The sequence below is a fragment of the Alishewanella maricola genome (genome assembly GCF_016343785.1).
Classification (GTDB): Bacteria; Pseudomonadota; Gammaproteobacteria; order Enterobacterales; family Alteromonadaceae; genus Alishewanella; species Alishewanella maricola.
Window position 1 is genome coordinate 13,885 of record NZ_JAEINI020000009.1, and the last position, 12,318, is coordinate 26,202.

The following is a 12,318-nucleotide window of genomic DNA, read 5'->3' on the forward strand; positions in this document are numbered from 1 at the left end:
AGTTAACGGTTTATTCAGCAACAAAGCGCCTTAGTTGTTACTCAGATAGTAGATCTTGTGATAAAAAAAACCGGCACTTAAGTGATGAGCTTAGGTGCCGGTTTTTGTTTTTGCGCGAATGAACGTGGACTTACTGCGCTGGCGCTTTTTGATAACGCTTAAACCAGGCTAGCGCATGCTCTACCTTCGCAATCATCCAAGATGGCCGATTAGTCACGCCATGATAAGCATCAGGCACCCGCACCATCGCAGTATCCACTTGGCGCAGCTTTAATGCTTGATAATACTGTTCTGTTTCGGAAATGGGCGTGCGGCGGTCTTTTTCACCGGTAAACAGCAGTACCGGCGTTTTCACATTGCCGACTAAAGATAACGGTGAACGCTGCCAATAATGGGCTTGATGCTCCCAAGGCACCCCAGGAAATTGGTTCTGAATTTGCCCAATATAGCTATCAGCAGTCAGTACCTTAGTCGTCCAGTTCACCACCGGGTTCGTAGCGGCGGCTGCGTTAAAACGATCGGTTAACCCCACGGCATAAGCCGTGGCAATACCGCCGGCTGAGCCGCCAGCGATGTACAGATTGTTTTCATCGATAAAGCCTTTGGCAATCATCGCGTCAACGCCTGACATATGATCTTGATAATCAAACTCAGACGAGTAGTTATAGTGCAATAGCATGGCAAAGCGTTCGCCGTAACCGGTACTCCCGCGATAATTGTTATAAAACACCACATAACCTTCAGCTGCATAGCGCTGTAATTCAGCGGCGAACTGTGGGCCATAGGCTAGGTGTGGGCCACCATGAATTTCGACTAACAGCGGATATTTTTTGTTCGGGTCAAAATTCGGCGGGGTAATATACCAGCCCTGAATTTCTTCATTACCCGCAGTTGAGGTATAACGAATTTCCTCTACTTTACCCAACTGGCGTTGCTGCAATAAGCCGCTATTTAAAGCCGTAAGGGTGCGGCTTTTATTTTTCGAGTAAACCGCTACATCGGCTGGACGCTGGCTAGTGCCTTGGGTGTAAGCCAAGGTGCCATTGTTGGCCACACTGAACATGCCGCTTAAATAAGGCCGACCCAATGAGGTGCCGCCGAGATCGTTTACCAAGTCGGTCATGCGATCACGGGTACTGATTTGCGCTACTTTGGTTTGCCCTTGATCAGCATATTGAAACACTAAAGTGCTGTTGTCGACCCAGTTAGGGCTTTCAACACTGCGATCCAAGTTGGCGGCAAGATCGCTAAATTGACCTGAATCTAACGCTAACAATTTAAGTTTAGTGTTGCTGTAAGAAACGGCAGCCGGGCTGCTAAAGGTAAAGGCCAAGGTTTTACCGTCGGGTGATAAAGCGGGTTCGCTTTCTGCGCCATCAAGGCGGGTTAATTGAGTCAGTTGCTGATTGTTAATGCTAACTTTATACAGATCGCCTTGGTTGCTTTGATATTCCCAGTCGGCATTACGGTTAGCCGAGAAAATCAGGTTATTGTTATCTTTGGTCCAAACAACTGGCCCGCGATGCGCATAAGGGCCTTCAGTGAGTTGCTGCTCTACACCGCCTTCACTGGGTAACACAAATAACTGGTTATACGCAGAGCGCATCACACCTCGGCCATCGGCCTGATAATAAGTGCGTTCTACTACGATGGGACTTGGCGACCAATTCGCTCCAGCCGGTTTTTTCGGTTGATAAACACTTTTCGCAAAATCGGTAGTGGGGGCGCTCACTTCAGCCATAAATGCAATGTGCTTACCATCAGGAGACCAACTCAGTTGCGAGGGACGCACTTGCAGTTGGCTAATGGCTGCGGTTTTTTGTTCTGCTAGCCAGTGCACGTAGATTTGGCTGCTGCCGTCACGGTCCGAGACAAAGGCAATACGTTTACTGTCAGGGGCCCAGCGTGGTTGGCTGTAACTGAACTTATCGGCAAAAAGCGGCGAGTGCTTGCCGCTTGCGACCTCGATTAACCATAAGTTACTCTCGGTACGATCCGTCATAATGTTGTTTTGTTGGCGCACATAAACAATGTATTTGCCATCAGGCGAGATCTGTACATCATTCGCCGCCGCGAGTTTAAAAATATCTTCTGCTTGAAATGGGGTGGTGCTAGCCGATATTGCGGGTGCAACACCTAGCGCAGTGGCGAGTGCAAGCATCGGGAAAATGTTCATAAAACCTCGAGAGATTAACAGGATTCGATTTACCATAAAGGGTATAGAGTAACAGACAAGATCAGATCAGTTGAAGTTGCGGAATAACGAGATAATTGTAAGTAAAGTGAATTAGCTGGATCATGATGAATTTAGTTGTCTGGTTATCACTTACCATTGCACAACCTAACATACCTAAACAGCAGCGTAAACGGCTGTTTAGGTATGTTAGGTTGAGCGCATTATCAGGCGGTTGCAATTGCTGCTGTGAGCTTAAGCATTTTCGCATCAAATTAAGGCTTAAGATAGTGAAGCGTATCGACCATCTGAAATTTAGGGCTACGTTGTATAAACTCACGCAGCATTGCTGTATGTGCGCTGCCCATTAAAATCAGCACGCGGTCATCGTTGCGCAGTGGGATCCGGTTTAGGTTGGAATAAATTTTCATATTGCGCAGATAAAACTGTGCGGCTTGCTCGGCACCTTCAAAACCCTCGCCAATACCAACATAAAACAACTTGTCTGCATTGGTATTCAAAGAGTAATCCAGCATCAGTGGTTCGTTGGTCAGTATTAACTTTTGCTGCAAGTTTAAGCTATCAAACTGCGCATAGCGTTTTGCTAATTGCGGGTAATGCTTTAGCGGCTGATGTGAAAGTTGTAAGTAGGTGCTGCGGTCTATAGCGTTTTCGAGCTCGTCACTTTGTTCAATAAAATCGCCAAGGCTGTAGTTATACCCTAGATGATAATCGATACCATAAAGCTTGCTGATGCCACTTAATCTGGCCACGTCAAAACCCAGCATACTCAGTTCACCATAGCGGGTATCTAACTCAGTGGGATCAGCTAAGAACGCTTGATAAGCCTGATTGATCTGCTCGGTCTGCTCGGGTAAAAACTCTAAACAAATAATGGTGGGTTTAAACCGCGCAATCAGCTGTGCAATGGCTCTGACTTCTTGTTGGTTCGCCGCATCTTGCTCATCAAATTCCACGGTATGGGCATCACTACTTTGACCAAAGTGAAAGCTGCCTAGGTTGAGCACCTGAATTTTCGGCGGCCCCACATAGCTGTTTGTATCAGCGTTCTTTTCTGCCTGTTTAACAAATGTTTGGCTACAGCCCAACAACATAAATGTGAGTAAAAATACGGTTTTCTTGATCATTTCAAACATGCCTGTTTTCCTGGTTGACAGCGCGGTGTTCAGTTTAGCAACGTTAACTATGTGCTACTTCAAATCAACTAAACACGGCGCAAGATTTTCCTGATTTAAATCGGCAGATAAAATTTGCTGCTGACTATCGAGCAAGTTAGCGTCTTCTGGTGCTAACTGTAGTGCCATATTGATCAGGGCGATAGCTTTACGCTGGCAGCCTAGCTCACTTGATAGCATCGCGTAGTTGTTTAAATAACTCACTTCATTTTTGGCGTAGGGTAAGCCTTTGGCAAACCATTGTGCCGCGTAGTTGGGGTGGCTATTAAAGTAATGATTCCCTAATAAAAAATAAGGTAGCCAGTAATCAGGCCATTGCTGTGTAGCACTAATTAGTGCAGCTACACCGGCTGCAGCTTGTTGCGTGTTCAGTAAATCATGGCAAGCTTTGCTGTAAATAAAAGGGTCTAAGTGCGCGCTGGTGATGTGGCTAGGTAACATGGCCAGCATCCAGTATTTACCGCGTTGCCAAGTGCGCTCAAAAGTGGCGAAGTTCAAGCGATGCGCTGCGGTAACACCGCTATGTAAGATGATTTCTGCCTTACTCAAATCGTAACCAATTGCTACGGCATAATGCCACTGTGGCAACCAAGCAACAGAATTGTTCTGTAACACAATAACCGGAATATCTTCCGCCAGTAGCTGCAATAATTGTTGCATGCTGCCACGTTGCTGATAAGCAACCAGCCCAAGCTGCCGAGTGGCTGCAGCCATTTCAATTTGCAAGGTACCTTCAAGACCCGGGGTAAAGGTATGGGCCGCGATAGTATCCGGTGACGCCTCAAGCCCATGAAAATTCGCCACTTCCGCTAAGGTGGTTGGGCCACAGTAAAATTGTTGTTGTGGATAAAAGGGCACTTGCGCGATCAGATAAGAAAAAGTGATGTTGGGTGGTTCGCGCAGTAATTGTTGCGTTTGTGGTGGCGTTTGACAGGCCGACAGTAACAATACGGTCAAAATAAAACCAGCCCAAGGGCTGGTTTGTAGAAGTTTACGCACCGACATTTATCGGCCGATAGGGCGAATAAACGGATATACGTCGGTTAAGCCCATTAAATCTAAAACCGCAACAACCACTAATACCGTAATTACGGTACCAATAACACCGCCCGCGGGCATATCATTTAACTGCGAGTTTAAAGCAGCTAATTCTTCACTGGTCATATTCGCAATGCGTTTTTCCGCATCCGCAGCGCTAACGCCTAACTCAACGAGTTTGCTTTGCACGTCGGCGTTATTTACAAATGATAACACTTGCTGCTTATTAAACTGATATTGCTGGCTCACGATTACCTGGCTAGAGCTATAAACCCCAGCGGTTGCGTGGCCCATACCCAGAATTAACATCGAACTGATAATGCCGACTTTTAATACGTTTTTCATCATGAAATATATCCTTAATGCGTTGTTTATCAGGTTAAATCTGCTTTAAATGAAAAAGTCATAAGGAAGCAAAAATGCTGAAGCCTTTAGAGAGTAGTCGATAGCAGATTGCTGCGCAATAGTGTGTGTTTTTTCAAGTCGTAATGTTCTTATCTTTTCAACGCTCAGATGCAGCAATGTTGGCTAGGTGTCAGCAATTAACTTGTGCCTTAGTTGTAATTACATTTTTTATCCGTATTTACATGAAAATGAGGAAGGACATATTCAGCAATAGCGTTCATACTTTCTTCAACCGACGCGTTATTCCGTCTAAAGTGCAGCCCGATATGGTGAATTCTTTCAATCCCAGCAGTTTATCTTAACCTTTGTAGGGATGACCAAGATAATCGCGGTGCATATTATTTATGGAAAAATGGTCATGAAAAAGGATATTGAGTGGGCAGATTACGTGAAGATTAAAGGGTGTTCTTCCGCAATTCTGATCCTCTAGTGCTCCGCAGAGAAAATATAAGAATTTGTAGAATTTCAGAATTGACGTAAGTCATTGAAAAGAATGGTGGCCCCAGCTGGACTCGAACCAGCGACCGATCGATTATGAGTCGAGTGTATAGCGTGTTTTTCTATATTTATCTGCATGTCATAACCACTAAATATCAAGCATTTACCTCCAAACCCCTTTGCTGGCGCGTTGTCCGGAATTGATGTATATTGACGTTAATCTGATCCCTATCTGATCCCTGGAATGTTCCCGGCCTGATCCCTGGGGTTAAACGCAACAAAAAGCCCCGCTAGTGCGTCAACACAAACGGGGCTACCAGACGAACCATAAGGGGGTTCAAATGGCTGTAAAAGATTCTACCATTAAAGCAAAAACCAATCGTGTCAATTTCACAGCAGATGTTGTCAGGCGATTTAAATGCCCTGACGATAAAGCAGAAGCCTATTTATGGGACACTCAAACGACTGGTTTGGGTATCAGGGCTAAAGCTTCGGGGGACCGTGCTTATGTATTTCAGGGAACAGTAAACGGCAAAACGCGCCGCAGTCGTATCGGGAATGTTGATAGCTACGACATAACTCAAGCCAGAGTGGAAGCCAAACGATTAAGCGTATTAGCCAGCCAAAACATTAGTCCGGCTAAATTGAAGCGGGAAAAAGCAGCAGCTGAACTAGCAGAAGAAAAAGAAGTAAAACGCGGATCTGTTACATTCGGTACGGTATGGGCTGAATATGTAGAAGCTAACAAAGGCGACTGGGGGCAAAAGCATTACCGTGATCACCTTAATTTTGTGCAAGCTCCGGGCTTACCTTGTGACCGTGGCCGGCGTGTTACCAAAGCCGGTTGCCTGTATCCACTAATGAATGTAAAGCTTGGCGAGCTAACTGCTGCAGTGATTAAATGCTGGTTAGACAACGAAAACAAAACCCGCCCCGGCGTTGCAGCGCAAAGCTATCGTTTGTTGTTTGCCTGCTTAGGTTGGTGCAATGAGCAGCCAGACTATGCTGGGCTGGTTGATGTTGCAGGGCTTAAAAGCAAAGCTGTGAAAAAGACCGTTACCAAGTTAAAGCCCCGCGATGATGTGTTGCAGCGTGAACAATTACCCGGCTTTTTTGCCGAGCTGCTAAAAATATCAAACCATGTAATTTCCGCTTATGTTCAAACGTTGTTATTAACAGGAGCTAGGCGCAATGAATTAATGGGCCTGCAATGGGTTGATGTTGATTTTAAATGGCAAAGCATGACTATACGCGACAAGGGCACCAGTAAAGGCAGTATTGCCGGGGTGCGCGTCATTCCGTTAACGCCTTATGTTGCCAGCCTGCTAAACCAACTACCCCGCCGCAATCAGTGGGTTTTTTCTAGCCCTTCAAGTAAAGACGGCAGGTTAGTAGACCCCCGCAAGAGTTTTGACCCCGCAGTAATCGCCGCAGGTATTGAGGGTTTAACCTTACACGGTTTACGCCGTAGCTTTGCCACCTTATCGGAATGGGTAGAAGTACCCGCTGGGGTCGTAGCGCAGATTATGGGGCATAAACCCAGTGCTACCGCTGAAAAGCATTACAAGCAAAGGCCGCTGGACTTGCTCAGGGTTTGGCATGAGCGAATAGAAGCCTGGTTTTTAGAGCAGGCAGGGTTGAGTGCTAGCAACAAAACGCCAAAATCTAACCTTAAGGTAGTGTCATGAAAAAACGGCTGAAAGGTGAACAATTACCAATATTAGAATCTGAAAAGAAATCTGGTGTAACCGCAAAGGCTAAAGTTGGTCGCTCCCGAAGCGAACGTATCGATAGGCAATTTAGTTCGCATGAAGAAGCTGTTGCGTACATGCACGAGAATCAAACTAACTTTCTACAAAAAGTATCGGATGATTTAGATTTCGCAAAAAAGTACTTAGCTTCAAAAAGCTTGCCACTAAAGGTTCCTGACAATAAAGAGGAACTTTTTTCAAATCTATTCGATTATCTCATTACTAATCTGGAGCATGGTGGGTATGGATTAGAGCATGACTCTTTTGAGGCGCTGGCAGCACGTTTCATTTGGCACATTGAAGAGATGATTGATCAGGAGTTAGACACGATAACTCGGTTGGAGCATGCAGTTGCATTTGGACATGTCACTACATTGTGGGATCACTATCACACAATAGGCCCATCACAAAAGAAGAATTCTGAAAAACCACGCGACCCTTTACTGAGTGACATTTACTCAAAATTAGCTAAGCGTAAATCAGGGGCAGATTTAACTCCAAAAGAGTTATGGCAAGAGTTCATCAGTGCATTAGATAATTCGATGTTCACTGATGATGTAAAAGAGGAAAAGAGAAATTCAACTAATCCTGAAACTTGGTCAGTTACTTTTCGTAGATTAAAAGGTGAGGAAGTTAGCGGGTTAGAGATGGTTCATTACAAAAGATTTCGTGATGCATTAGCTGAAAAAGTACGCACTAGCCGTGGCTAGCACGAGGTAAGTTTTTAAATACGCATACCAATCAACACAGGAGAATTGGTATGCAACAAACCACAGTTTTATCACTTTATTTATCTACTGAGCAATTTGCCGAATCTATTCATGGCAAACCCAGCACCATCCGCACCCGCCTTTGCAAGACGGGCAGCTACTACGGTATTAAACCGATCAAACTCCCATCAGGCCGCTTACTGTGGCCAGCTGATGCGATTCAGGCACTAATCAATGGCGAGGTAGCTTAATTATGAGTAACCAAACCTTTGTGAAACCTAATGCAGCGTGCCGTGGTTTTAACTGGGAGCAGGTTTTTAAGCAATGCTTGCCAGAGTTGCGGCTTAATACCAGGCACCAACCGTGCCCGGCTTGTGGCGGAAAAGACCGGTTCCGGCTATTTAGTGATTGGCCAGAAACCGGCGCGTCTATCTGCAATCAATGCGGTAACTGCAACGGCATTGGGCTGCTAATGAAAAGCTTTAATATGTCATTCTGCAGTGTAACGCGCATGCTTGAAGATGAAAGAGTACCGGCACACATTCAAGTTGCACGTCCTGTTAACGCAAGTATATCCGATCCCACTAAGCGGTTGCGGGTCTTGAGGCAGCATCTGCAGCAAAGTAAGCAACTACAAAGCGCGAATCGCAATGCAGCAACGCAATATTTGCGTAACAGAGGCTTAGGCGTGCTGATCGACGGAAACGATTTGCCAGACAATCTGTACTTCATTCCGAACTTACAATACAGAAACCCTGGCGAGCGAACGCAACGCTTTGGCTGCATGTTTGCTGCAGTGCATGATGTTGAAGCCAGTTTGATTGGCGGGCATCGCGTCTACCTGAGTGCAGACGGCAAAAAAGCCCCCGTTAGCACTCCCAAAAAGAGTTTACCTGCTGCATTTGAAGGTGCCATGCATGGCGCTGCAGTGCGGTTATATCCTGCCAAGCACTCGCTGTGCATTACAGAAGGTATTGAAACTGCGCTGGCCGTGCGCTGCATGCGACCACGTTTACCAGTATGGGCTACCTTAACTGCCGGTGGCATGCGCACGCTACGCTTACCTGCTGAGATTTGTGATGTGCATATTTTTGCAGATCATGATTTAAGTGGTGAAGGTGCCAAGGCTGCACATGCGCTTGCTGCACGTTTGCGCAAAGAAGGGCGGCAGGTCAAGGTTTACTGTCCATCGTATTACCTACCAGCAAATACATACGGTGATTTTCTGGATGTCTGGTGCATGGGGGTAACCAGCTATGAGTGAAAAGTTATCGCAAGTAGCAGTTACAGCCGTAACAGACGTAACTATAAATAAAAACAGCCACTTAGCTGCCGTGCCTAGCACGGCGGCTGCCAAAAAAGGCGTAACACTACCAACTGAGGAGCAGCGGCCATGTTACCGCTGTTATCCCGAAGCTTTTAAAGTTAACGGCAAGCGCTATGACGCTGGGTTGTACTTTCATGACAGCATAGACGATGGGCGCAGCAAGCGAAGTTGTGATCATTGGTTATGTGCATCGCTTGAGGTGGTAGCTATGGCGTCAGACACCGGCCACAGCTATTCCAAGTTACTGCATTTTGTTGATGCAGAGGATCAGCAGCGCGAGTTCTTGCTGCCAATGCAAATGCTTAAGGGGCAAGCCGAAGATCTTAAGGGTGCTTTTTTAGATATGGGCCTAAGCCTTGAGCTGAAGCGTTTTCATTTATTGCGAGATTACATCAACAAAGCAAAACCCAAGCGCCGGATAAAGCTGGCACAAAAAACGGGGTGGGCCGATGAACACAGCTTTCTTTTACCTGATGTGGATATTGGTACCGGTGATTATGTACTTGCTCACAACCCATTTGGCTCTGCAGATTATGGTATTGCAGGAACCATGCAAGACTGGCAGCAACAGGTCGCCGCTTATGCGCAAGATAACGTTTGGTTGGTAGTGGCAATAGGCTCTGCACTGGCTGGCCCCTTATTATTAAAGCTTGAACTGAGTAACGGTGGCTTTCATGTGTACGGTGATTCGTCCATAGGTAAGTCGACAATAAGCCGGGTTGCCTGCAGTGTGTGGGGAGCACCGGATAAGTTTATCAAAACATGGCTTGCGACTTTGAATGGTCAAGAGGGCGTTGCTGCCAGTCGGAATGATACTTTGTTAGTGCTCGATGAAATAGGCGAGTCTGATCCGGCTGAAGTCGGTAAAATTATCTACCAGCTCGGTAATGGCCAGGGCAAAATCCGGGCAGATAAACTCGGTGGGGTAAGGCCGGTACAAACCTGGCGTTTGATGCTGTTATCAAATGGCGAGCACCCTATTGAAGCGGTGTTGCAGCAAGCGCGACAGCAATTAAAAGCAGGGCAGCAAGTGCGGCTAACATCCATCTCTGCACTGCGCCAACATGGTTGCTTTGACACCTTGCATGCTTTTACCAGAGGTGCAGAGCTGGCTGATCACTTAAATCAAGCTTGCAATCAACACTACGGGCATCTAGGTACGGCCTTTGTGCGTAGGTTGGTGCAGCAGAATACTAGCGAGTTAAAAAAGGAATTTGCGGGCTTTTTGCAACAGTTTGATGCTGGGCATGGGCAAGGCAATCGCATAGCAAAACGCTTTGCTGTTATTGCTTTTGCTGCCGAGCTAGCAAAACGTTGGCAATTGTTACCTTGGCCACAACAGCATGCGCTTACGCTTTGCCTGCAACTCTATGCTGAATGGCAAGCGTCACAGCCGCAGGGCAGTCATGAAGATCAAGCTATTATTACTGGCTTTATTGATTACATAACCCGCTACAGCGATACCCGCTTTAGCGCCTTAAGCGATGCGGATCATCGGGCAAGCCCAAGGACTGGATTCTTTGAGTTTATCAATAGTCAGTGCGTGTATTACGTTACCAGTACTGGCCTAAAAGATATGTTTCCTAGCATGGATAGCAAGCGGGTGGTGAGGGCACTCTTTCAAGCTGGTTTGTACTATCAAACGGGGCCGAAGGAGCGCGCATTGGTAAAGCGTATTCATGGCAAGCCCGTTAAGGTGCATGCGCTTTGCTTACCAAACGATGCGCAGTAGCAGTCAATAGGGTGTGCTGCAAAGTTAAGCTTGTAACGCGTAACGGCTGTAACGTGTGTAACGGCAAAAAAACAAAGACACGTTAAGCTTAACTTTGCAGATGATTTCGGTAAATCCAAAGAGGTTGGTATGGGTGGTTACGGCAGTGGTAGGCGCTATGATGGTAAGGCCGTTGTGTCTTCGCATTTATGCATTGATGTGGCTGAACTGAAAAAAGCTGGGGTGTTAATGCCTGGCGCGCAATTTGATATTGTCTTTGCCAACGATTTTGGTGCAATCACTGGTGAAACAGACGACAGTGCTGTTTGGTTTTGCTATGCCATCAAACAAGGGGGGGATTACAAAGATGAATTGTACCGTGTACCGCTGTCTTTTACAGATACTCAGTTTAATGGAGAGCGTGCATGGTTTTTATGCCCTTATAACCAGTGCGGCACAAGAGTAAAGAAGCTTTATATTGCGCATAGGCTTGGTTGCAGGCATTGCTTAAACCTGAGCCATCAAAGCAAAAACGAAAGCCATATGGACAGAATGGCTCGCAAAGCCGATGGCATTCGAGCAAAGCTTGGATGGCAGCTCGGTATTCTATACCCGGAAGGCGGCAGACCTAAAGGTATGCACTTACATACCTATCAGCGTTTAGTGCAGCGCTATCGCAAGCTGAGAAACATCGCCATTTTGGCGATTGCAGATGAATTTTCGGTCTTGCAAAGGCTTAGAAACACTGCAACTTTTGATCAATGACATTTGATATTGCTTCCGAGAAAATTTGTTATTGCTTAATAGAGTATAAAGCGCAAGCTAAGCAGAATATTATTTTCTCTTAAAGCTATCACTTTATCTTCTATATATATATACTGTATATACACTAACTGGCAAGGAACTAAGTAGTGGCTATATATATTTCAGATAAGGTGAAAAATAAAATACAAGAAAAACATGGTTTAACGCTTGATGAAGTATACGAAGCTATATCTGGTCGGCTCGCTGGTTTCCTTGCAGATACCAGAGAGGAGCATAAAAGCGACCCGCCAACATACTGGTTTATCGGCAGTACAGATTTTGGAAAAAAAATTAAAGTCGCATTCATTTATAAAGATGACACCTTGATCATCAGAACAGCGTATGAAGCAAACCCTCGAGAGTTAGCTATATACAACAAATACGCTTAGTACCACAACGGAGAGTTAAAAAATGAAACAACCTACCTACGACGATTCACAAGACGTCAAGTGGGACGATGGTACTTACGGTACCAGTGAAGAGCATGTACTTAAAGCCGAGTTGTCACTTGACGTTATGACTCAGTTTGATAAGGCTGCTTCTATGACGTTGATTTCAATTCGTTTACAAGATGAATTAATAGCTGATTTAAAAGAAATTGCTGGTTTACATGGAATCGGTTATCAACCAATGGTTCGACAACTGCTTAAACGATTTGTTGTGGCTGAACGTAAAATCCTTGCAGCTAGAAATGAAGCTATGCAAATTCAAGTAGAACCACAGCAGCATTGTGTTGAATCATTGAAAGCTGCTGTAGGTTAAAAA

The 12,318-nt window shown here is 45.7% G+C and carries 12 protein-coding genes and 1 pseudogene; 9 read left to right on the forward strand and 4 right to left on the reverse strand.

The features are described 5' to 3' along the window. Window positions 1–130: 130 nt before the first annotated feature. The 4 genes from JAO78_RS12515 to JAO78_RS12530 form a co-directional block, all read right to left on the reverse strand. Window positions 131–2,176, reverse strand: a complete 2,046-nt coding sequence (locus tag JAO78_RS12515) for a S9 family peptidase (RefSeq protein ID WP_226751703.1) — start codon at window positions 2,174–2,176, stop codon at window positions 131–133. Window positions 2,177–2,448: 272 nt separating this feature from the next. Further along, on the reverse strand, window positions 2,449–3,330 hold the full coding sequence (locus JAO78_RS12520; RefSeq protein ID WP_226751704.1) for a DUF5694 domain-containing protein: 882 nt from the start codon (window positions 3,328–3,330) through the stop codon (window positions 2,449–2,451). 54 nt (window positions 3,331–3,384) lie between these two features. Beyond that, a complete protein-coding gene (locus tag JAO78_RS12525; protein ID WP_226751705.1) occupies window positions 3,385–4,374 on the reverse strand; it encodes a PA2778 family cysteine peptidase in 990 nt (329 codons plus the stop codon). After that, window positions 4,375–4,752, reverse strand: a complete 378-nt coding sequence (locus JAO78_RS12530; RefSeq protein WP_226751783.1) for a PA2779 family protein — start codon at window positions 4,750–4,752, stop codon at window positions 4,375–4,377. 839 nt (window positions 4,753–5,591) lie between these two features. On the opposite strand from JAO78_RS12530, the gene JAO78_RS12535 reads away from it, so the two are divergent. From JAO78_RS12535 to JAO78_RS12575, 9 genes and pseudogenes are all read left to right on the forward strand, one after another. Further along, window positions 5,592–6,938: a tyrosine-type recombinase/integrase gene (locus tag JAO78_RS12535; RefSeq protein WP_226751706.1), complete on the forward strand. Its 1,347-nt coding sequence runs from the start codon at window positions 5,592–5,594 to the stop codon at window positions 6,936–6,938. Continuing rightward, window positions 6,935–7,711, forward strand: a complete 777-nt coding sequence (locus JAO78_RS12540) for a hypothetical protein (protein WP_226751707.1) — start codon at window positions 6,935–6,937, stop codon at window positions 7,709–7,711. Before JAO78_RS12535 ends, JAO78_RS12540 begins: the two co-directional genes overlap by 4 nt. 50 nt (window positions 7,712–7,761) lie before the next feature. Next, entirely contained in the window at window positions 7,762–7,962 is a 201-nt protein-coding gene (locus JAO78_RS12545; RefSeq protein WP_226751708.1) for a hypothetical protein, read from the forward strand. Window positions 7,963–7,964: 2 nt separating this feature from the next. Further along, window positions 7,965–8,162: pseudogene (locus JAO78_RS16880) on the forward strand (primase-helicase zinc-binding domain-containing protein); the annotation flags it as partial. A gap of 21 nt (window positions 8,163–8,183) precedes the next feature. Then, window positions 8,184–8,975: a DUF7146 domain-containing protein gene (locus tag JAO78_RS12555; RefSeq protein ID WP_226751784.1), complete on the forward strand. Its 792-nt coding sequence runs from the start codon at window positions 8,184–8,186 to the stop codon at window positions 8,973–8,975. Continuing rightward, window positions 8,968–10,770 carry a DUF927 domain-containing protein gene (locus JAO78_RS12560; RefSeq protein ID WP_226751709.1) on the forward strand — a complete coding sequence of 601 codons (1,803 nt, stop codon included), beginning with the start codon at window positions 8,968–8,970 and terminating at the stop codon, window positions 10,768–10,770. The genes JAO78_RS12555 and JAO78_RS12560 overlap by 8 nt, the downstream gene beginning before the upstream one ends. A gap of 129 nt (window positions 10,771–10,899) precedes the next feature. Beyond that, on the forward strand, window positions 10,900–11,514 hold the full coding sequence (locus JAO78_RS12565; RefSeq protein ID WP_226751710.1) for a hypothetical protein: 615 nt from the start codon (window positions 10,900–10,902) through the stop codon (window positions 11,512–11,514). Window positions 11,515–11,660: 146 nt separating this feature from the next. Beyond that, complete coding sequence (locus JAO78_RS12570) at window positions 11,661–11,942, forward strand: BrnT family toxin (RefSeq protein WP_226751711.1); 282 nt, start codon at window positions 11,661–11,663, stop codon at window positions 11,940–11,942. Window positions 11,943–11,964: 22 nt separating this feature from the next. After that, window positions 11,965–12,315 (forward strand): hypothetical protein, encoded by a 351-nt coding sequence (locus JAO78_RS12575; RefSeq protein ID WP_226751712.1) that lies wholly within the window; start codon window positions 11,965–11,967, stop codon window positions 12,313–12,315. Window positions 12,316–12,318: the final 3 nt, after the last annotated feature.

Excerpts from the sequence above, each read along its gene's own strand:
- JAO78_RS12515 (WP_226751703.1), bottom strand. The coding sequence starts at position 2,176 with ATGAACATTTTCCCGATGCTTGCACTCGCCACTGCGCTAGGTGTTGCA.
- JAO78_RS12520 (WP_226751704.1), bottom strand. The coding sequence starts at position 3,330 with ATGTTTGAAATGATCAAGAAAACCGTATTTTTACTCACATTTATGTTG.
- JAO78_RS12525 (WP_226751705.1), bottom strand. The coding sequence starts at position 4,374 with ATGTCGGTGCGTAAACTTCTACAAACCAGCCCTTGGGCTGGTTTTATT.
- JAO78_RS12530 (WP_226751783.1), bottom strand. The coding sequence starts at position 4,752 with ATGAAAAACGTATTAAAAGTCGGCATTATCAGTTCGATGTTAATTCTG.
- JAO78_RS12535 (WP_226751706.1), top strand. The coding sequence starts at position 5,592 with ATGGCTGTAAAAGATTCTACCATTAAAGCAAAAACCAATCGTGTCAAT.
- JAO78_RS12540 (WP_226751707.1), top strand. The coding sequence starts at position 6,935 with ATGAAAAAACGGCTGAAAGGTGAACAATTACCAATATTAGAATCTGAA.
- JAO78_RS12545 (WP_226751708.1), top strand. The coding sequence starts at position 7,762 with ATGCAACAAACCACAGTTTTATCACTTTATTTATCTACTGAGCAATTT.
- JAO78_RS12555 (WP_226751784.1), top strand. The coding sequence starts at position 8,184 with ATGAAAAGCTTTAATATGTCATTCTGCAGTGTAACGCGCATGCTTGAA.
- JAO78_RS12560 (WP_226751709.1), top strand. The coding sequence starts at position 8,968 with ATGAGTGAAAAGTTATCGCAAGTAGCAGTTACAGCCGTAACAGACGTA.
- JAO78_RS12565 (WP_226751710.1), top strand. The coding sequence starts at position 10,900 with ATGGGTGGTTACGGCAGTGGTAGGCGCTATGATGGTAAGGCCGTTGTG.
- JAO78_RS12575 (WP_226751712.1), top strand. The coding sequence starts at position 11,965 with ATGAAACAACCTACCTACGACGATTCACAAGACGTCAAGTGGGACGAT.